The organism is Mesorhizobium sp. P5_C1 (assembly GCF_054049815.1).
This window is the reverse complement of the sequence record NZ_JBFULQ010000063.1, coordinates 1-19,083: the sequence shown is the minus strand read 5'-3', so window position 1 is coordinate 19,083 and position 19,083 is coordinate 1. Positions and strand designations below refer to the sequence as shown.

General features: G+C 62.0%; 20 protein-coding genes. 7 read left to right on the top strand and 13 right to left on the bottom strand.

Annotated elements, in window-relative coordinates:
* Positions 1-455: 455 nt before the first annotated feature.
* Both ACXJ7R_RS08035 and ACXJ7R_RS08030 read right to left on the bottom strand, forming a co-directional pair.
* Positions 456-1,433: a right-handed parallel beta-helix repeat-containing protein gene (locus ACXJ7R_RS08035; RefSeq protein ID WP_457151360.1), complete on the bottom strand. Its 978-nt coding sequence runs from the start codon at positions 1,431-1,433 to the stop codon at positions 456-458.
* A 440-nt stretch (positions 1,434-1,873) separates the two neighbouring features.
* Entirely contained in the window at positions 1,874-2,854 is a 981-nt protein-coding gene (locus ACXJ7R_RS08030) for a right-handed parallel beta-helix repeat-containing protein (RefSeq protein WP_457151359.1), read from the bottom strand.
* A 492-nt stretch (positions 2,855-3,346) separates the two neighbouring features.
* Here ACXJ7R_RS08030 and ACXJ7R_RS08025 point away from each other — a divergent pair, with 492 nt between their 5' ends.
* Positions 3,347-4,273 carry an RNA methyltransferase gene (locus tag ACXJ7R_RS08025; protein WP_457151358.1) on the top strand — a complete coding sequence of 309 codons (927 nt, stop codon included), beginning with the start codon at positions 3,347-3,349 and terminating at the stop codon, positions 4,271-4,273.
* Complete coding sequence (murI, locus tag ACXJ7R_RS08020) at positions 4,266-5,081, top strand: glutamate racemase (protein ID WP_457151357.1); 816 nt, start codon at positions 4,266-4,268, stop codon at positions 5,079-5,081. Before ACXJ7R_RS08025 ends, murI begins: the two co-directional genes overlap by 8 nt.
* On the opposite strand, the gene ACXJ7R_RS08015 is transcribed toward murI, so the two are convergent.
* Positions 5,078-6,460, bottom strand: coding sequence for an RNB domain-containing ribonuclease (locus ACXJ7R_RS08015; protein ID WP_457151356.1), 1,383 nt, complete (start codon positions 6,458-6,460; stop codon positions 5,078-5,080). The genes murI and ACXJ7R_RS08015 overlap by 4 nt on opposite strands.
* Before the next feature lie 164 nt (positions 6,461-6,624).
* On the opposite strand from ACXJ7R_RS08015, the gene ACXJ7R_RS08010 reads away from it, so the two are divergent.
* The 4 genes from ACXJ7R_RS08010 to ACXJ7R_RS07995 all read left to right on the top strand — a co-directional run bounded on the left by ACXJ7R_RS08010 (position 6,625) and on the right by ACXJ7R_RS07995 (position 9,679).
* The gene (locus ACXJ7R_RS08010) at positions 6,625-6,813 is read left to right on the top strand and encodes a DUF3008 family protein (RefSeq protein ID WP_457151355.1); all 189 of its coding nucleotides are present in this window, start codon (positions 6,625-6,627) and stop codon (positions 6,811-6,813) included.
* Between the two features lie 349 nt (positions 6,814-7,162).
* Positions 7,163-7,780, top strand: a complete 618-nt coding sequence (gene rpsD / locus ACXJ7R_RS08005) for a 30S ribosomal protein S4 (RefSeq protein WP_095085417.1) — start codon at positions 7,163-7,165, stop codon at positions 7,778-7,780.
* A gap of 188 nt (positions 7,781-7,968) precedes the next feature.
* Entirely contained in the window at positions 7,969-8,862 is an 894-nt protein-coding gene (ttcA, locus tag ACXJ7R_RS08000) for a tRNA 2-thiocytidine(32) synthetase TtcA (RefSeq protein ID WP_457151354.1), read from the top strand.
* Positions 8,852-9,679 (top strand): inositol monophosphatase family protein, encoded by an 828-nt coding sequence (locus ACXJ7R_RS07995; RefSeq protein ID WP_457151353.1) that lies wholly within the window; start codon positions 8,852-8,854, stop codon positions 9,677-9,679. Before ttcA ends, ACXJ7R_RS07995 begins: the two co-directional genes overlap by 11 nt.
* A 26-nt stretch (positions 9,680-9,705) precedes the next feature.
* Here the strand turns inward: ACXJ7R_RS07995 and ACXJ7R_RS07990 are convergent, their stop codons facing one another.
* The 6 genes from ACXJ7R_RS07990 to ACXJ7R_RS07965 all read right to left on the bottom strand — a co-directional run bounded on the left by ACXJ7R_RS07990 (position 9,706) and on the right by ACXJ7R_RS07965 (position 16,318).
* Positions 9,706-10,950, bottom strand: coding sequence for a multidrug effflux MFS transporter (locus ACXJ7R_RS07990; RefSeq protein ID WP_457151352.1), 1,245 nt, complete (start codon positions 10,948-10,950; stop codon positions 9,706-9,708).
* 163 nt (positions 10,951-11,113) lie between these two features.
* Positions 11,114-11,449: a Grx4 family monothiol glutaredoxin gene (gene grxD / locus ACXJ7R_RS07985; RefSeq protein WP_095085430.1), complete on the bottom strand. Its 336-nt coding sequence runs from the start codon at positions 11,447-11,449 to the stop codon at positions 11,114-11,116.
* A gap of 176 nt (positions 11,450-11,625) precedes the next feature.
* Positions 11,626-11,859 (bottom strand): BolA/IbaG family iron-sulfur metabolism protein, encoded by a 234-nt coding sequence (locus ACXJ7R_RS07980; RefSeq protein ID WP_457151351.1) that lies wholly within the window; start codon positions 11,857-11,859, stop codon positions 11,626-11,628.
* 135 nt (positions 11,860-11,994) lie between these two features.
* Positions 11,995-12,507 carry a hypothetical protein gene (locus tag ACXJ7R_RS07975; protein ID WP_457151350.1) on the bottom strand — a complete coding sequence of 171 codons (513 nt, stop codon included), beginning with the start codon at positions 12,505-12,507 and terminating at the stop codon, positions 11,995-11,997.
* Positions 12,504-14,735: a phosphoribosylformylglycinamidine synthase subunit PurL gene (gene purL, locus ACXJ7R_RS07970; RefSeq protein WP_457151349.1), complete on the bottom strand. Its 2,232-nt coding sequence runs from the start codon at positions 14,733-14,735 to the stop codon at positions 12,504-12,506. The genes ACXJ7R_RS07975 and purL overlap by 4 nt, the downstream gene beginning before the upstream one ends.
* A 164-nt stretch (positions 14,736-14,899) precedes the next feature.
* On the bottom strand, positions 14,900-16,318 hold the full coding sequence (locus ACXJ7R_RS07965; protein ID WP_457151348.1) for an aminotransferase-like domain-containing protein: 1,419 nt from the start codon (positions 16,316-16,318) through the stop codon (positions 14,900-14,902).
* Positions 16,319-16,412: 94 nt separating this feature from the next.
* Between ACXJ7R_RS07965 and ACXJ7R_RS07960 the strand changes: the two genes are divergently transcribed.
* Entirely contained in the window at positions 16,413-16,664 is a 252-nt protein-coding gene (locus ACXJ7R_RS07960; RefSeq protein WP_457151347.1) for a DUF1127 domain-containing protein, read from the top strand.
* Positions 16,665-16,697: 33 nt separating this feature from the next.
* Here the strand turns inward: ACXJ7R_RS07960 and ACXJ7R_RS07955 are convergent, their stop codons facing one another.
* The 4 genes from ACXJ7R_RS07955 to purQ all read right to left on the bottom strand — a co-directional run.
* Positions 16,698-17,339, bottom strand: a complete 642-nt coding sequence (locus tag ACXJ7R_RS07955; protein ID WP_457151346.1) for a Pr6Pr family membrane protein — start codon at positions 17,337-17,339, stop codon at positions 16,698-16,700.
* Between the two features lie 4 nt (positions 17,340-17,343).
* On the bottom strand, positions 17,344-17,751 hold the full coding sequence (locus tag ACXJ7R_RS07950; RefSeq protein WP_457151345.1) for a hypothetical protein: 408 nt from the start codon (positions 17,749-17,751) through the stop codon (positions 17,344-17,346).
* Positions 17,748-18,413: a glutathione S-transferase family protein gene (locus ACXJ7R_RS07945; RefSeq protein ID WP_457151344.1), complete on the bottom strand. Its 666-nt coding sequence runs from the start codon at positions 18,411-18,413 to the stop codon at positions 17,748-17,750. Before ACXJ7R_RS07945 ends, ACXJ7R_RS07950 begins: the two co-directional genes overlap by 4 nt.
* Before the next feature lie 87 nt (positions 18,414-18,500).
* Positions 18,501-19,083: phosphoribosylformylglycinamidine synthase subunit PurQ (purQ, locus tag ACXJ7R_RS07940; RefSeq protein WP_457151343.1), on the bottom strand; the 583-nt coding region annotated here is incomplete at its 5' end.

Genomic DNA, 19,083 nt, shown 5'->3' with positions numbered 1-19,083 from the left:
AGGTCGAGATAAGGGTGGATCAGCTTGTCCTTGATGAACTGCCAGATGATGCGGGTCATCTCGTCGCCGTCGAGTTCGACGACCGGGTTCGCCACCTTGATCTTCGCCATGGAAAGAATGCCTCGTTCAAYAGTTGGGTGATGGCGGGGCAGACCTCGCCAGAGCAGGGACTTCGCCTATAGCAAAGCGATCAGAGCGGTGCAAACCGGGACGACGCAGACGCGGGCTGCTGCCGGAGCAATTCCAGGAAAAGTGCGAAGCGGTTTTCTCGGGAAAAGCGCATGGCGCTTTTCCTCAGGGAATTGCGACAAAAACAAGAAAGATAGAGCGGTACGGCGTTTCCGTGAAACGGTGAACCGATCTGGCAATCGAGAACAAAAAAAGGCGATGCCGCGCTGCTCCTGATGGGCAACCGGCATCGCCTTGTTTCATGCTGCCGCGGAAGCGGCGGTCGCTTATTGCAAAGGCGCACCGCCGGGGCCCGGGAAGGCGGTGAGCGGTGTGCCSTCGGCWAYGTTGCCGGAGATCATGTTGTTCTTGAACGACTGSACGGCGCCGCTCCCGGTATTGCTGACCCCGGTGACATTGCCGAATATCGTCGATSCGCCGAGAAARGCGATGGCGCTTCCGTTGCCGCTGGCAGCGGCACCGTTGGCGTTGACACCGCTGCCGGCATTGGCGCTGATCGTGTTACCGGTCATCGTCGCACGCACCGGCGATGCCGCGGCGACGGATTTGATCGCCACGCCGTTGCCGGTGTTGCCGCTGATMAGGCTGTTGGTYAGCGTCAGGTTCATGGCAASGGTATTGCCGGTGCCGTCGACAAGAATGCCGCTGGCGCTGTTGGTGATTTCCACCCTCGAAAGGATGGCGTTGATTCCAACGGCCCCGGTCGTTTTGATGAGAACACCTTCGGCGCCTGACTCGGCTATGCGCGTGTTGCTTATGTAGAGTTCGCTGTTGGCGTTGGCGGCGAATTCGACGCCGTTGCCGCCCATCCGCTCTATGTTGCAGTCCTCGATATGCAGTTGACCCTGGCCAACCATCCGCACGCCGTCGAGGCCATTGCCTATACCGTCTATGTCGATACCGCGAAGATGCACCACCGAGCCGACCGGCGTGTTGACGATGATGCCATTCACGAGGGACGCGAGCACGCCAGCTTCAGTGTTTCTGCAGTCGATGGTGATGGATTTGGTGATGGTGACCGCGCCAAAACCGCCCGGGTCGATGCAGTTGATCTCGCCGGCCGTCGCCGTCTTCGAGATGGCACCGGCAAAAGTCTTGCAGGGTGCGGTCCGGCTGCACGGATTGGCGTCGTCACCAACGCCGGAAACCCACGTCCGCGTCGCTTGCGCGGAAGCTGGCGCAATCAGGAAGGCTGACGCGAGAGCCAACACAGCGAGTGAAAGGAAAAACCGTAAGATTTTCAATTGCCCCTCCTAGATTTGGCCAACGCCTCGTCGGCCATGGAAACCGGTGTCGATATGCTTGGGGCATAAATAAACGACGGGAGCGTGCAGGACACACTCCATCTTCGAAATACCAACCGTCGATACACTTTGAAAACCCAAGCGGTCGGGAGATTACCTTTTTCTAATTTGATTCTCCAGTGAYGCGACGCGTCATCGTAAATAAATATACATTCGGATCGTTGATGATTTTTACAAATGGAAAATATCGTCAATGCCGGCACCGAGCACAGGGCGGGTCCATTTGTCGACGGCTTGGGCCGCCATGGTCGAGCGGTGCAACCGGGCAGCGGAAGACGCAGGCTCCTGCTATGGCAGTCGGGAACAAAGAGGCAATGCCGCCTATCCTTGAGGGCAGCCGGCATCGCCTTTGTTCACGCTACCGCGCAGGCTGTCGTCGCTTATTGCAGCGGCGTACCGCCAGGGCCCGGGAAGGCGGTGAGCGGTGTGCCGTCGGTTACGTTRCCGGCGATCATGTTGTTCTTGAACGACTGGACGGCGCCGCTCCCGGTATTGCTGACCCCGGTGACATTGCCGAAGATCGTCGATCCGCCGAGAAAGGCGATGGCGCTTCCGTTGCCGCTGGCAGCCGCACCGTTGGCGTTGACGCCGGCGCCGGCATTGGCGCTGATCGTGTTGCCGGTAATCGTCGCGCGCACCGGCGATGCCGCTGCGACGGATTTGACCACCACGCCGTTGCCGGTGTTGCCGCTGATCAGGCTGTTGGTCAGCGTCAGGTTCATGGCCACGGTGTTGCCCGTGCCGTCGATAAGAATGCCGCTGCCGCTGTTGGTGATTTCCACTCTTGAAAGGATGGCGTTGATACCAGCAGCCACGGACGATTTGATAAGAACACCTTCGGCGCCTGYCTCAGCTATCCGCGTGTTGCTTATGTAGAGTTCGCTGTTGGCGTTGGCKGCGAATTCGACGCCGTTGCTGGTCACCCGCTCTATGTTGCAGTCCTCGATATGCAGTTGACCTTGACCAAGCATACGCACGGCGTCGGCGCCTGTGCCTACACCGTCTAGATCGAGGCCGCGGAGATGCACTATCGAGCCGGCGGGAGCGTTGACGATGATGCCGTTCGTGCCGAGCGTAAAAAGCACACCGGCTTCAGTGTTTCTGCAGTCGATGGTGAGGGATTTGGTGATGGTGACCGCGCCAAAGCCGCCCGGATCGAGACAGTTGATCTCGCCGGCCGTCGCCGTCTTCGAGATGGCACCGGCAAACGTCTTGCACGGTGCCGTTCGGCTGCACGGATCGGCGTCGTTGCCAACGCCGGAAACCCACGTCCTAGTCGCCTGCGCCGAAGCTGGCGCAATCAGGAAGATCGATGCTGCAAGCAACACGGCGAGTGAAAGGAAAAATCGTACGATTTTCATTTGCCCCTCCTAGATTTGGCCAACGCCCTCGTCGGCCGTTGAAATCCGTGATGAAATGCCTGGGGCATGAATAGATGACGGGAGTGTGCAAGACACGCTCCGTCTTCTCAATACCATTCGTCAATACACGCTGGACCCAAGCGGGCGGGAGATTACCTTTTTCTAATTTGATTTTCCACCGACGCGATGCGTCATCGTAAATAAATATGCATTTGGATCGTAGATGATTTCTAAAAATGGGAAATATCGTCAATAGCAACAGCGAGGACCCGTGTTTCCATTTGCCGGCGGTTTGAGGCGCCCGGTCGAGCCATCACGCAGCAACGAGGTCGAATGTCTTTTGGTTGAGGGCACGAGTGCGATGCCGCATCCCGTCAATCTCCCGAGGGGACGGCACAAGGCTATTTGTCGGCCAAGTGGCGGATAACTCTTCAAAAAGCCGCATCGATATGGCACGACGCGGAGACTTCATGGCGCAATCACCTGGAAAACATGACCGGAACGGACTTTCAGCACGGCCTCACGACCGCTGGCCCGGCGATCATCCTCGTCGAGCCGCAGCTCGGTGAGAACATCGGCATGGTGGCTCGTGCCATGGCCAATTTCGGCCTGTCGGAACTGCGCCTGGTCAACCCTCGCGACGGTTGGCCGAGCGAGAAGGCGCGCGCGGCCGCCAGCCGCGCCGACCATGTCATCGACGCCGTCAAGGTGTTCGACGACCTGGCCTCGGCGCTCGCCGATCTGAACTTTGTTTTCGCGACCACGGCCAGGCAGCGCGACGGCTTCAAATCCGTGCGCGGCCCGGTGGAAGCGGGCAGGGTGCTTCGGACCCGTCACGCAATGGGGCAGCGCACCGGCATCCTGTTCGGCCGCGAGCGCTTCGGCCTCTACAATGACGAGGTCGGCCTTGCCGACGAGATCGTCACCTTTCCCGTCGATCCCGATTTCTCCTCGCTCAACATCGCCCAGGCGGCCTTGCTGATGTCCTACGAGTGGATGAAGTCCGGGCTGGAAGACGAGACCAAAACCAATTTTTCGGGCCCGGACATGAAGCCGGCAAGCAAGGAAGAGCTGCACGGCCTGTTCGCCTATCTCGAAGGCGCATTGGAAGCGCGCGGTTATTTCCGCCCCGCACCGAAGAAGCCGAAGATGGTCGACAATCTGCGCGCCGTGCTGACGCGTGCCGGTTTCGCCGAGCCGGAGCTGAAGGTGCTGCGCGGTATCATCTCGTCGCTGGACAGGTTTTCACCGGCGATGCCGCGTGGCGAGGGTTCGCCGGGCGACGATCCAAGACGCTTGCCGGCGGCCGTGGCGCGCGCCCGCAAGGCGGAAGGCGATCGCCTGGCAGACAAGGCAGACGGCACCGGCAAGGACGACGACATGCCGCCGCTCGGCGGAAAGGGAACCGACAATGACTGAGCGGCCGATCCTGATGTTCGATTCCGGCATCGGCGGCCTCACCGTGCTGCGCGAGGCGCGCGTGCTGATGCCCGACCGCCGCTTTGTCTATGTCGCCGACGATGCCGCCTTCCCCTATGGCGCCTGGGAGGAGCCGGCCCTCAACGCCCATATCCTTGGCCTGTTCGGCGCGCTGCTGGAAAAATTCCAGCCCGAGATTTCGGTCATCCCGTGCAACACCGCGTCGACGCTGGTGATCGACGCGTTGCGCGAGAAATTTCCCGGTCACCCTTTTGTCGGCACGGTGCCGGCGATCAAGCCGGCCGCCGAGCGCACGCGCTCAGGCCTCGTCTCGGTGCTGGCGACACCAGGCACGGTCAAGCGTCAATACACGCGCGACCTGATCAGCAAATGGGCGCAGAAATGCCATGTGCGGCTCGTCGGCTCGGACCGGCTGGCGCCGCTGGCGGAAATCTACATGCGCGAGGGGTTCGTCGACGAGGAGATCGTCCGCCAGGAGATCGCGCCCTGCTTCGTCGAGAAGGACGGCGCCCGCACCGACATCGTCGTGCTCGGCTGCACGCACTATCCGTTCCTGGCCAATCGCATGCGCAAGACCGCGCCCTGGCCGGTCGACTGGATCGATCCGGCCGAAGCGATCGCCCGCCGCGCCATGTCGCTGCTGGCGCCGGTCGACGGGCCATTGCCGGTGGGTGAGCCTGACATTGCGGTCTTCACCTCCGGCAAGGTGGATTTCGCCACCAGCCGGCTGATGCAGGGGTTCGGGCTGGTCGTGAGCCAGATGGCGGCGGAAACGTCTCCCACTTAAACAGGTTCGAAGACGATGCTGCGTTGATCTGGATCGGCCAAGATCAGCCTTAGCGTCAGATCGTCGCCCTGTCTAAGCCCGGAGGCCTTTACGTTGGCAACGACAGGCATGTCGGCAAGCTGAACGCGCACGCCATGGTCGACGACGTCGGTGACAGCAGCTTTGAACGTCTCGCCCTCGCGTCCCTTCAGCATCACCGCCTCGGCAAGGTCGATAGCCGCGTGGTTGATCTGCGAAGCATGGCTATCCGCACGCCCCATTACCTGCGGCAATCTGGCGAACGCGTCGGTGACAGCCTGGGACACCGGCTGGCCATTGGCGATGGCCAGCGCGCAGCGCACGACGTAGCGATCGGCCAGTCGCCTGAGTGGCGCCGTTGCATGGGCATAGGTCGCTGCCATCGCCTCATGCCAAGGCACAACACCTTCCTTATAGGGTTGGTAGGATGCGCCGGCGCTTGCATGGCGGATTTCCAGCATCAGCGCCGCCTGTTGCGGATCGGTCGGGTCAAGGGTTCGCTGATAGTCACGCAAGCTTGTGGAGGCCGGCCAAGACAGCCCGAGAGCCTGTGCCGCGCTGCGCAGTCTTTGCACCCTGAAAGCATCTGGCACCGACATCACCCGAAATAACCCGGTATGGTGCGCAAACATGGCGTCGGCAATCGCCATGTTTGCAGCCAGCGAAAGCGCGGCGTTGTCTTGCTCGGATTGCAGCAGCGGTCTGAACGAAAGCCGGAATGTACCATCGGCGAGCCTTTCAACCTCCTGCTCGGGTGGGTCGACGCGCGAAGCGCCACGACGCTCTTCGTTCATTGCCATGCGTCGCGCCATTTCGGCGAAGCCGGCCGGAACGTCTGAGGGCTTCACACTGTCATAGGCGAGCTTCGCGCGGCTTTGAATGATTGCCCGCTCCGCGCCGTCCAACTTCGTCGCACCGTCCTGCGCAACCCGGACCGTGAAGACAACCGCCGGCCGGGATCCATCCGGCAGCAGGCTCGCTGCACCCTCGGCAATTACCGGCGGGTAGAGCCCGGCCTTGCCGTCCGGCAAGTAAAGTGTCTCGCCCCGCGTCCAGGCTTCGAGATCGATCGCGTCACCGTCCTCGACGAACCAGGCTACGTCGGCAATGGCGTAATGCAGCAGAAGATCGCCGCCGCTCGCCTCGATTGAGAACGCCTGATCAAGATCGGTGGAGCTCGTCGGATCGAGCGTGACGAAGGGCATCGCTGTTCGATCGGCATGCTGGTTGGGCACACGTTTGGCCGCCGCCTCCGCGGCAGCCACGACGACTACCGGAAATCTATCTGGCACGTGGAATTCGGTGCGGATTTTCGCCAGGCCAGTGGAGAGAGCTTGTGAGGGATCGGTCAGAGACTTCATCCAGCCGTCCTACACTGGGGTTCCATACACGGGAAGGCTGCCAACGAGAATCGCCAAGCCTGAATAGGTGGCGAACTGGCACCAGCGGGCCGGGAACCGAGCCACCGGGACTGGAACCGTCACCAAACCGGGGCGTTTCTTCTGAAAGCAACGGAGAAACAGCCATGCCAGCCACCTCGAAAGCCCAGCAGAAAGCTGCCGGCGCCGCTTTGTCGGCCAAGCGCGGCGAGACCAAGAAGAGCGAGCTCAAAGGCGCTTCGAAGGGAATGTATGAATCGATGAGCGAAAAGCAACTCGAGGAGTTCGCCGAGACGAAGCGCAAGGGACTGCCGGAAAAGAAGTCGGACAGCTGACCCTGGTCGCGTGTCGTCTGGAAGCTGCACCAAAGTGCACTGCATCTACGCAGGAAAACGGGTATCTCGTCGCCGGGCCCTATGCCAGTCACAAGCTTGACACCGGTTGAATCTCGGTTTAACCAGCCGTCACAACCACCGGGCAGCGATGTCCGGTGTTTGTTTTGTATGCGCAAGATCAGGATGCCTAGTCGTATCCGATCTTGTTTGAAATGACGTGTCCCGTGGGTTTTCCGCCGCGTTGCGTGGGAAAACCCTGTCAGGTCTCGAAAACGGAGGCCAGAGGAGGGCGCGTTTCCTTCACCCGGACCATGAGGCTCCGGGTGTGTTGTTTTGAAAAGGGAATGCGATGAGCAAGCGCGAATCCGCGAAGTACAAGATCGACCGCCGTCTCGGCGAAAATATCTGGGGCCGCCCGAAGTCTCCGGTCAACAAGCGTGAATACGGCCCCGGCCAGCATGGCCAGCGCCGCAAGGGCAAGCTTTCCGATTTCGGCCTGCAGCTGCGCGCCAAGCAGAAGCTGAAGGGTCACTATGGCGACGTTTCGGAAAAGCAGTTCCGCAAGGTCTATGAAGAGGCCGATCGCCGCAAGGGCGATACCTCCGAGAACCTGATCGGCCTGCTCGAGTCGCGTCTCGACGCGGTTGTCTACCGCGCCAAGTTCGTGCCGACGATTTTCGCCGCCCGTCAGTTCGTCAACCACGGTCACGTCAACGTCAACGGCAAGCGCGTCAACATCGGCTCGTTCCGTTGCAAGCCGGGCGACGTCGTCGAAGTCCGCGAAAAGTCGAAGCAGCTGGTCATCGTTCTGGAATCGGTGGGCTTGGCCGAACGCGACGTGCCGGACTACATCGAAGCCGATCACAACAAGATGGTCGCGACCTTCTCGCGCATTCCCGGCCTGGCTGACGTTCCGTTCGCCGTGCAGATGGAACCGAACCTCGTCGTCGAGTTCTATTCGCGCTAAGCGACGAATTCCATTCGCGCCAAGCGAACGCATTTTGCGACACCATCCAAAGGCCGCCCGTCGAGGCGGCCTTTTCTTTGTCTGCCATGTCCGCTAATCCGGGCGCTCCGAGCAATTCCAGGAAAAGTGGGAACCGGTTTTCCGCCCGGAATTGCTCCGAACAAAGTGTCCACCGAAAGCGACATGCCATGAACATGCTGCCAGACATCGAAACGCTTGAACCGATTGCCGACGGCGAAGGCGGCTTCCATCCGCTGTTTGCCGATGTACCGTCCTCGGTCGAGTTCAACAAATTGCGCAAGCGGCTGCTGCGTCTCACCCGTCAARCGATCGAGGATTTCTCGATGGTCAAGCCCGGCCAGCGCTGGCTTGTAGCGCTGTCGGGCGGCAAGGATTCCTACGGGCTGCTCGCGGTGCTGCTCGACCTCAAATGGCGCGGGCTGTTGCCTGTCGATTTGCTGGCCTGCAACCTGGACCAGGGCCAGCCGAATTTCCCCAAACACATCCTGCCGGACTATCTCGACAGCCACGCCATACCGCACCGGATCGAGTATCAGGACACCTATTCCGTCGTCACCGACAAGCTGCCCGAGGGCAGCACCTATTGCTCGCTCTGCTCGCGTCTCAGGCGCGGCCATCTCTATCGCATCGCGCGGGAGGAGGGGTGCTCGGCGCTGGTGCTCGGCCACCATCGCGAGGACATTCTGGAGACCTTCTTCATGAACCTGTTCCATGGTGGCCGTCTTGCCGCCATGCCGCCGAAACTGCTCAACGACGAGGGCGACGTCATGGTGCTGCGGCCGCTGAGCTACTGCGCCGAAACCGACCTCGAGAAGTTCGCCGTGGCGATGCGGTTCCCGATCATTCCCTGCGATCTCTGCGGCAGTCAGGAAGGCCTGCAGCGCAACGCAATGAAGGTGATGCTCGAGGATATCGAAAAGCGTATGCCCGGCCGCAAGGACACCATGATCCGCGCGCTGTCCAACACCAGGCCGTCGCACCTGCTCGACAGAAAACTGTTCGACTTCGCCGCGCTCAACGACACCCTCACCACCAGGCAAGATGTTTCCAATGACATTTGACGACACCGCGATCGACTGGCTGGCCGGCATTCTGGCCGAGGCGGCAGAGGTCGAGATCATGCCGCGCTTTCGCAGGTTGGGCGACGGCGACATCCGGCAGAAGACCTCGGCCGCCGACCTGGTGACCGAGGCCGACGTCAATGCCGAGCGCCTGATCACCGCCACGCTGCGCAAGCGCTATCCTTCGGCGATGGTGGTCGGCGAGGAAGCCTGTTCCGACAATCCGGCGCTGCTTGATGGCCTTGGCGATGCCGACCTGGCGTTCGTCATCGACCCGGTGGACGGCACCTTCAATTTCGCGTCCGGCGTGCCGCTGTTCGGCGTCATGCTGGCGGTGGTGGTCAAGGGCGAGACGGTTGCCGGCATCATCCACGATCCGGTCGGCAAGGACTGGCTGATCGGCGCCAAGGKCGCCGGCAGCCATATCCGCCATGCGCATGGTAGCCTTGAGAAGGTGCATGTCGCGGCGCCCGCGCCGATCTCGGAAATGACCGGCTCTGTCTCCTGGCAATACATGCCCGAACCGGAGCGGTCGCGGCTGGCGCGCAACCAGACCAAGATCCTGTCGCAATTCGCCTATCGCTGTGCGGCACACGAATATCGCCTGTTGGCCAGCGGCCATGCCCATTTCGTCGTCTACAACAAGCTGATGCCGTGGGATCATCTGGCCGGTGTGCTGATCCATGTCGAGGCCGGCGGCCACGCCGCGCGTTTCGACGGCAGCGCCTATCTGCCGTCGCATGTTGGCGGTGGCCTGCTTGTCGCTCCGGATAGGGAAAGCTGGCAGGTCCTGCGTCACGAACTCTGGGCTGAGTAGCCGCACCGCTCCCGTGCAGGGTCGCCTCAAACCGGCGGGTTGTGTGGCTGAAACATCTTGCCGCGTTCGGCGATCAGGATCATCAGAAGCGCTGCCACCGACACGCTGCAGAAGCCGGCGGCCAATGGCGTTACCGTGCCGTTGAAGGCTTGGCCGATCAGCGTGCCGAGAATGCCGCCGATAAAGGTCTGCATGAAGCCCAGTATGGATGACGCCGTGCCGGCCAGTTGGCCGAGCGGCTCCATGGCCAGCGCATTGAAATTCGCGCCGAGCGCACCGAACGGAAGCATGGCACTGGCAAAAAGGGTGATGAACAGCCAGAGCGGCATCTTCATTTCCAGGGAAACCACCAGCCAGACCAGGCTGATAGTCAAAAACAGCAGGAGAGCGCTCTGCGACAGTCGGCGCATGCCGATGCGGCCGACAAGGCGTGAGTTCAAATAGTTGGAAAAAGCGAGCACGCCGGCGACACCGGCGAAGATCACCGGGAACATCTCGCCGACGTTGAAGACGTCGACATAGATCTGTTGCGCCGAAGCGATGAAGCCGAACATGGCGCCGACGATGAAAGTGCTGGCGAAGGCGTAGCAGAGCGCCATGCGGTTGGTCAGCACGATGCGGAAGCCGCCGACGACGGATGAAACCGTCAGCGGCCTGCGATACTCCGGATGCAGCGTCTCGGGCAGGCGCAGCAGCGACCACGCCGACACGATCAGCGCGCCGACAGCCATGGTGACGAAGATCCAGTGCCAGCTTGCAAACAGCATGATGAACTGGCCGATCCCCGGCGCAATGACGGGTATCGCCATGAACACCATGAAGATCAGCGACATCACCTCGGCCATGCGACGGCCGTCGAACGTATCGCGCACGATCGAGATGGCGATGACGCGTGTGGCGGCAGCGCCAATGCCTTGCACGGCGCGGCACAGCAGAAGTGTTTCAAAGCTTGGCGCAACAGCTGCCGCCGCAGCCGCGGCGACATAGATCACCAGCCCGGCAACCAGCGGCGCACGACGTCCGAAGCGATCCGAGAGCGGACCGAAAAAAAGCTGGCCGCCGCCGAAGCCCAGAATATAGGCTGTTATGACATATTGCCGATGGTTTTCATTCTCGACGCCGAGCGAGGCGCCGATCTGTTGCAGGGCCGGCAGCATGATGTCGATGGCCAGCGAGTTCAGCGCCATCAGCGCGGCGCACAGCGCGATGAACTCCCAGCGCGGAATGGGCAGTTTGCTTGCCGATAGCGGCGCTGCTGTTGGCTGGTCCACGGCAAGTCCGATCTCTCAAACGAAAACGCGCCGGCGGGCCGGCGCATTGGCTCGTCTTGGTCCCGGTATCCGGGACATATTAATTGCCGAGGTGGGGCTGCCCGGGCGCCTGGTGCATGAACCGAAAAACGACGTCGATTTTCAGTTCATGCAAAAACAGAAATCAGGCGGCGCCTTTGACGCCGACGCCCTTCTCGACGAGGAACGTCTGCAGTTCGCCTGCCTGGAACATCTCGCGGATGATGTCGCAGCCGCCAACGAATTCACCCTTGACGTAAAGCTGTGGGATCGTCGGCCAGTTGGAATATTCCTTGATGCCCTGGCGCAGCTCGGCCGAGGTCAGCACGTCCACGCCTTTGTAGTCGGCGCCGATATAGTCGAGGATCTGGACGACCTGGCCGGAAAATCCGCACTGCGGAAAGCCGGGCGTGCCCTTCATGAAAAGGACGACGTCGTTGCCCTTCACTTCATTGTCGATGTAGTCGTTGATGCCGCTCATAAAATATCCTTTCCCGCCTGTGGGAGTCAGGCTCGAAACATACCTTTCAAATAAACCCAACGATTGCTCGAAACAAGACGTTAGCCGTGCCGTAGCTGAAATGGCGCAAACGATGGGCCGTTTTGGGCCAAGTGGTCTTCGCTGCTGCCGGTTAAGCGGTCTTGTTCTGGTGCGGATTAGTCGGGAACGCTTGTCTGCAGGGCGAGCGCATGCAGCACGCCGCCCATGTTGCCCTTCAGCGCGYCATAGACCATCTGGTGCTGCTGCACGCGGCTCTTGCCGCGAAAGCTCTCGGCCACCACCTCGGCCGCGTAGTGGTCGCCGTCACCGGCCAGATCGCGGATCGTCACCTTGGCGTCCGGAATGCCGTCCTTGATCAGTTTTTCGATGTCGTGGGCATCCATTGCCATGGCAAAATCCTGTTTCGAGCGGCCGATGGTCGGCCTTAAGATAAGAGTCGGGTGAGCCTAAAGCCTTTCTCGTCCGGATTGAAGCCGTTCAGACCTTGCCACCGGCAAGAAGGTCCTGGGGCCTCAGAAGCAGACTTAGGCTGGTGGGCTTGCTTCGTCCTCGCCCACATCCTCGCGCGTCGAAAAGGCGCGGCCAAGGCTGAAGGCCAGGACATAGAGCGGAATGTTTATTATCAGGCTGACGATGGGGAGATAGCTCGTCATTTGCCAGGCGGGCGAGAAGAATGGCTGGCCGTAGCCATCGCAGACAAGCGAAGAGCCATATTCCCACAGCGCTCCAACGACCACCGCGGCGGCAAAAAGCTTGATGCAGGTGACAATATGCCTTGCTCGCGCCGGCTCTGGCAAAAGCCGATCCCATAGCACCAGGCACAGGATTGGAATCGCATAGATCAAGTTCTGTACCGCAAGCATCGGAATGGTGCCGTTGGCCGCGGCGAGGAACTCGGCACGTGTTTCCAGCCGCGCGCAAACCTCGCTCGAGGTCGTTGACAGCAGGAACAGGACGAACGGCCCGAGGAACCAGAAGAAGAACAGCGACGGCCAGAAAACGACTGCAAGCAGCGCCCGGGCAGCCAGTCTGGTCAACTGGCCTGATCCATGAAGCGGGGGAACCAGCCTTCGTGCGCCACGCTCAGTTCGCCGACCGGAATCGCCCGCGCCTCGCCAAGCTTCAGCGCGCTGCCGCCGGTCGAACCGATCCACGGCGCGAAGATGCCGAGTTCGCCTTGCTGCTTGCGAATGGCGTCCCATTCATCGCTATCCGGATCGATCGACAGCGTCAGGAGATAGCGGCCCTGATCCTCGCCGAACCAGACCGGGATCGGATCGGTGCCGACAAGCCCGGGAACCGTGGCGCCGATGCCCGACGCCATCGCCATCTCGGCCAGCGCCACGGCCATGCCACCGTCGGAAACGTCATGCGCCGCCGTGACGATGCCGGATGCAATCAGCGCGCGCACATGGTCGCCAACGCGCTTTTCATGCTCGAGATCCACCGGCGGCGGGGGACCGTCGCTGCGCCCATGGATGTCGCGCATATAGACCGACTGGCCAAGATGCGTTCCCCAGGAAGCGGGCGCGCCGACCAGCAGGATCATCTGGCCCTGCGCCGCAAAACCGGTGCGCACCATCTTCGACCAGTCGGCGATCAGGCCGACACCGCCGATGGTCGGCGTCGGCAGGATGCCCTGGCCGTTGGTCTCGTTGTAGAGCGAGACATTGCCGGAGACGATCGGGAAGCCGAGCGCGCGGCAGGCATCACCGATGCCTTTCACCGCGCCGACCAGCTGGCCCATGATCTCAGGCCGTTCCGGGTTGCCGAAATTGAGATTGTCGGTGGCCGCCAGCGGCAGCGCGCCGGTGGCAGTCAGGTTGCGCCAGCACTCGGCCACTGCCTGCTTGCCACCCTCATAGGGGTCGGCCTCGCAATAGCGCGGCGTCACGTCGGAGGAGAAGGCGAGCGCCTTGGTGGCATGGCCGTCGACGCGCACCACGCCGGCATCGCCGCCGGGAAGCTGCAGCGAATTGCCCTGGATCAGGGTGTCGTACTGCTCCCACACCCAGCGGCGCGACGATAGGTCCGGTCCGCCGAGCAGCTTCAAAAGCGCCTCGGCGACGTCGGCCTGCGGAACGTCGTTGGCGGCAAGCGGCGCGGGCTTTTTGGGTTCGACCCAGGGGCGATCATACTCCGGTGCCTTGTCGCCGAGATCCTTGATCGGCAGGTCGGCGACCTCGTCGCCCTGGTGCAGCACGCGAAAACGCAGATCGTCGGTGGTCTTGCCGACGATGGCGAAGTCGAGGCCCCATTTGTGGAAGATTGCCTCGGCTTCCTTTTCCTTTTCGGGGCGCAGCACCATCAGCATGCGCTCCTGGCTTTCCGACAGCATCATCTCATAGGCGCTCATGCGCTCTTCGCGCACCGGCACCTTGTCGAGATCGAGCTCGATACCGAGATCGCCCTTGGCGCCCATCTCGACCGCCGAGCAGGTGAGGCCGGCCGCACCCATGTCCTGGATGGCGATGACCGCGCCTGAGGCCATCAGTTCGAGGCAGGCTTCCAGCAGGCACTTTTCGGTGAAGGGGTCGCCGACCTGCACGGTCGGGCGCTTCTCGTCGATCTTGTCGTCGAATTCGGCCGACGCCATGGTGGCGCCGCCGACGCCGTCGCGGCCGGTCTTGGCGCCGAGATAGACGACCGGCAGGCCGACGCCCTTGGCTTCCGACAGGAAGATGGCGTCTGTCTTGGCTATGCCGGCGGCAAAGGCGTTGACCAGGATGTTGCCGTTGTAGCGGGCGTCGAAATTGACCTCGCCGCCCACCGTCGGCACGCCGAAGGCGTTGCCGTAGCCGCCGACGCCGGAAACCACGCCGGAGACCAGGTGCCTGGTCTTGGGATGGTCGGGCGCGCCGAAGCGCAGCGCATTCATCGCCGCGACCGGCCGGGCGCCCATGGTGAAGACGTCGCGCAAGATGCCGCCGACGCCGGTCGCCGCACCCTGGTAGGGCTCGATGAAGGAGGGATGGTTGTGGCTCTCCATCTTGAAGACGACGCAGTCGCCGTCACCGATGTCGACCACGCCGGCATTCTCGCCTGGACCCTGGATGACCTGCGGGCCAGTGGTCGGCAAGGTGCGCAGCCATTTCTTCGAGGATTTGTACGAGCAGTGCTCGTTCCACATCGCCGAGAAGATGCCGAGTTCGGTGAAGGTCGGCTCACGGCCGACGAGGTCGAGGATGCGCTGGTACTCGTCGGGCTTCAGCCCATGCGCGGCGATGAGTTCGGGGGTGATCGGCACGGAATTGGAAATGGTCATGGGCGGCGGTTTGTATCCGGAGCGTTGGGATTTTGAGTCCCGTCTTATCGCAAGCCTTGCGACCGATACACCCCATGGATCGACGAAAAACGCGCGAAAGCCGGACAAAGCCGCAGGCCGATCCCGAGCAGGCAGCGATCCCTCGCGACAAGACGGCTCATGGCTCAGGAGAAGCTGTCGTAGCCGGCGCGACCCTCATCCAGCAGACGCCTGATGACCGCGACGCCTTCGGCGATGTCCTTGCGCTGCCTCGGCTGCGAAACACCGAAGCGGACGCCGTGGAAAACCTGCTCGGAGCGGCCGGCCTTGAATTCGTCCTCGTCGTCGATCAGCACGCCATGTTCGAGACAAGCGTTCTTGAAGGTGCCGGAAAGCCAGGGGTCGGGCAGGGTCAGCCAGACAAAGGGAACCTTTTCGTGTGACTTGAACGCGAATCCGGCCAGCGTCTCGCGCACGATGGCAATCCGGGCGCTGATTTCGGTGATACTGCGTTTGCGTATCTCGTCTGCCTGGCCGGACATCACCAGCCTTGTATTCACCTCCGCCAGCAGGAAAGGCATGCCGCCGGTCATCATCTTGTGGGCGACGCGGATGCGATGGCGATAGGCGGGCGGGCAGGACAGCCAGCCGCCGCGCACACCCGCCGCGACCGATTTCGACAGGCCGCCGGCGACAATGGTGCGTTCGGGCGCGTATTCGGCCAGCAGCGGCGTCGGATCATCGGTCAGGTTGCCGTAGAGATCGTCCTCGATGAGAACGACATTGTATTCGCGTGCGACACGCGCGATCGCCTCGCGGCGCGCCGCCGACAACGTCACCAGCGTGGGATTCTGCGCCGTCGGCATCAGGAAGATCATTCGGGGATGCTTTTGCGCGCAGACGCGCTCGAAATCGGCCGGGTCGATGCCCTGGTCGTCCGACGCCACCAGCGCGGTGCGCCGGCCGATCAGACCGGCGCTGCGGGAAATCTGCGAGTAGGTGAGGTGCTCGAAGGCGACATAATCGCCGGGCGTTGTCAGCGCTGCGATCGCCGCCATCACAGCGGCATGTSTGCCCAGCGTTGGAACGATGGCGTCGGCGTTCGGGCGAAACGAATTGCGCGACAGCCAGCGGGCGCCGGCTTCGTACCAGCGGTCCGGAAAATCCCGCGTGTAGCTTGAAATCTCATGCGGATAATCCTGCGCCGCGCGCGTCAGGACATCGGCGACTATGGCGCCCTGGCCGATGTCGGGCGCGGCCGTGCTGTCGAAACGCAGCTTGCCGCGCGGCGCATCGATATGGCGTGTGCCTTCGCCGGTGACGTCTGGAGCYAGCGAGGTCGGCCTCGCATCATCGGCGCGCTGGCCGAGCACATAGGTTCCGCGTCCGACTTCTCCGCTCACCAGCCCTCGTTCGCGCAGCAATTGGTAGGCCCGGCCGACCGTGCCGACGGTGGTGCCGATGTCGTAGGCGAGGTCGCGTTGTGGCGGCAGCTTTGCCCCCGCATCGATCACCCCCCGGTCGATGTCCGTTTCGATGGAATCCGCAAGCCGTTGATACAGCGGCCCGGAGCCGGCGGTGAGATCTGGAAGCCAATTTGTCATGGTGACAATTTTCTATATTGCACCGGATTGTGAGTCAATACATATCAGATCGGCGCCAAAAAAGGGTGCAATTTGGAAATCTGGTAGAAAGAAAATGAATACAATCGCGACAATCAGCCATTCGAGAGCCGAGTCATCGGGTCAATCGACACGCCCATCGGGCCGGCGCGGCTTTGCCGGCCGTCTGGTGCATGTGGTCCGGTCGCTGGCGAAATGGATCGACTATCTGCTGGAGCGCCGGCGCAGCCGGCTGGTATTGCTTGAGATGACCGATGATCAGCTCAAGGATATCGGTGTCTCGCGCTGCGATGCCCACCGCGAGGCCATCAGGCCGTTCTGGGACTGACCATCCCAAGAAGCGGGACCGGAGTCCGCTTGACTAACGGACGCTCGATGTTCTGATGCGAGCAACGCCGTGGTCGACGACGACGGCGACCACGCACAGCACCAGAAAAAGCCCGGTGATGGCCGCCGCCGAGATGGCGACGCTGGCTGCGCCGTTCTTGGCGACATCGAGGAAAGGGTAGGGCACCTCGCCGGCAAACGGGGCCCGCGCCAGCGCATAGATCAGATAGGCCACGGGATAGAGCATCCACCAGGAGATGTCGCCCCACCGCGTTCTGCCGTTGGCGCCTGCGACCAGCCACCACAGCACGAACAGCACCGGCGTCACATAGTGCAGCAGGACGTCGCAGAGCAGGAACAGGCCCTGTGGCTGCCAGAGCTGCGCCAGCACCGTCGCATATACGATGAACACCAGGGCGATCGAAACGGCGATGCCCGCGCGCATCCGTGATCCTGCGAAGGCAGGCAGCCATGCATAGCCGGTGGACGACAGCAGCGAGGTGTGGACGAGCACCGCGCCGATATTGGTCAGGATGGTGAAGAAGCTGAAAAGGAAGATGATGGAACCGAGCAGGCTGCGGCCAGCTTCCATCGACGCCGGAATGCTGATGCAGAACTGCAGGACGAGTCCGGCCAGACCGATGACCAGACCCGCAATCTGCAGGAACCGGCCCATTGCCCTATGCGGCCGCCGCGCAGGAGGGATTGCCTGCCTGCCAGCGGGCGATGTCGGAGCCGATGCGCGCGCCGAGCGGGTCGTTCATCAGCGGTCCGAACACGTCGACGCGGCTGGAATTGCCTTGTGCCTGCACGACCAGCAACGGTTTGCCGCCATAGTGCTTGGCCGGCACCAGCAGGAAACGCGGCGTGCCGCTGAACGAATTCAACTCATTGGCCATCTGGTATTGCCTGAACGCCGGATCCTTGCTGGCGATCCAGCATTTGTGGGCCGATATCGCCACCTGTTCCATGGCCAGCAACGAGGCACTTTTGCCCGAGGGGACAGGTGTGCTCTTCGGGCTCGATTGGCAGGACGCCAGGGCAAAACCCGCGGCCGCAACCAGGGCGATCGTCTTGCTCCTGCTCAAGCGGCACCCATCTCAAGTTCGGACAGAAAAATCTTCAACCCGTCGGTCATCTCGCCCCACACACGCGACAATGCCGGATGCTGCGAGGCGATCTGTTCGTAGGCATCGAATTTGGGATACGCGTCGAGCAGGTCGTGGCGTCCTGTCATGGCCCGGAGATTGTTGAAGATGAACCGCGTCGGCGTCAGCCACGCATCGGCGAAACTGATGTCGTTGCCAAGCGCAAAGGGGCCTTGCGCCATGCGTTTCTCGATCGCCGCCAGCCCGTGATGCAGGCGGGCGAACTGGGCGTCGATCTCGGCATTGTTTCGCTTGGGCGCGAAATGAAGCTCGAAAAGCTTCATCGTCGGGGTCAGCACGTCGAGATCGGTGATGCGGGCAAACATGCGCACCAGAGCGCGGTCCTTGGAATCGGGCGGCAGCAGCGCCGGTTCCGGAAAGCGCTCCTCGAGATATTCGGCGATGACCACCGATTCGACGATCGTTTCACCCGAACCGGTGATCAGCACCGGAATCCGGTTGAGCGGTGAGATGGCGCGAAACTCTTCCGGGATCGGAAAACCGGGCGGCGGCGCGATGATCTTGAGCGGTACATCCTTGATGTAGGCCAGCGCCCGCACGATCGACGAGTAGGGCGACAACGGCCGCGAATAGAGTTTCATGACCGTCTCTCTCCCTCATGAAGCGGACTTACCCAATAAAATGGGCTGGAATGTCCGGCTGTTTTCAGGCTGTTCGCCTTGATGATGTCAGGCAGCAATGCCAAGCGCGCCCTCGAACAACGCCCGGCCGTCGGTGCCGCCGTGGGCTGCTTCGATCAGGTTTTCCGGGTGCGGCATCAAGCCGAGCACATTGCCGCGTTCGTTGATGATGCCGGCAATGTCGTTGATCGAGCCGTTGGGATTGGTGCCGTCTGCATAGCGGAACACCACCTGGCCTTCGCCTTCGAGGCGGGCAAGTGTGTCGGCGTCGGCAAAATAGTTGCCATCATGATGTGCCACCGGCGTGCGGATGATCTGGCCCGGCTGGTACCGACGGGTGAACATGGTGTTGGCGTTGGTGATCTGCAGCTTGACCTGCCGGCAGACGAATTTCAGCGACGTGTTGCGCATCAAGGCACCTGGCAGCAGGCCGGCCTCGACCAGGATCTGGAAGCCGTTGCAGACGCCGATGACCATCACCCCCCTGGCCGCCTGTTCGGCAACAGCCCGCATGACCGGCATGCGCGCGGCGATGGCGCCGCAGCGCAGATAGTCGCCGAAGGAAAAACCGCCGGGAATGGCGATCAGGTCGACATCCGGGATTTCGGTGTCGGTCTGCCAGACGGTGACC

What these genes read in the sequence shown, in the direction of transcription:
- ACXJ7R_RS08010 (WP_457151355.1), top strand. Translation starts at nt 6,625, where the DNA reads ATGCCAGCCACCTCGAAAGCCCAGCAGAAAGCTGCCGGCGCCGCTTTG.
- rpsD (WP_095085417.1), top strand. Translation starts at nt 7,163, where the DNA reads ATGAGCAAGCGCGAATCCGCGAAGTACAAGATCGACCGCCGTCTCGGC.
- ACXJ7R_RS08015 (WP_457151356.1), bottom strand. Translation starts at nt 6,460, where the DNA reads ATGAAGTCTCTGACCGATCCCTCACAAGCTCTCTCCACTGGCCTGGCG.
- murI (WP_457151357.1), top strand. Translation starts at nt 4,266, where the DNA reads ATGACTGAGCGGCCGATCCTGATGTTCGATTCCGGCATCGGCGGCCTC.
- ACXJ7R_RS07960 (WP_457151347.1), top strand. Translation starts at nt 16,413, where the DNA reads ATGAATACAATCGCGACAATCAGCCATTCGAGAGCCGAGTCATCGGGT.
- purL (WP_457151349.1), bottom strand. Translation starts at nt 14,735, where the DNA reads ATGACCATTTCCAATTCCGTGCCGATCACCCCCGAACTCATCGCCGCG.
- ACXJ7R_RS08025 (WP_457151358.1), top strand. Translation starts at nt 3,347, where the DNA reads ATGACCGGAACGGACTTTCAGCACGGCCTCACGACCGCTGGCCCGGCG.
- grxD (WP_095085430.1), bottom strand. Translation starts at nt 11,449, where the DNA reads ATGAGCGGCATCAACGACTACATCGACAATGAAGTGAAGGGCAACGAC.
- ACXJ7R_RS07955 (WP_457151346.1), bottom strand. Translation starts at nt 17,339, where the DNA reads ATGGGCCGGTTCCTGCAGATTGCGGGTCTGGTCATCGGTCTGGCCGGA.
- ACXJ7R_RS07945 (WP_457151344.1), bottom strand. Translation starts at nt 18,413, where the DNA reads ATGAAACTCTATTCGCGGCCGTTGTCGCCCTACTCGTCGATCGTGCGG.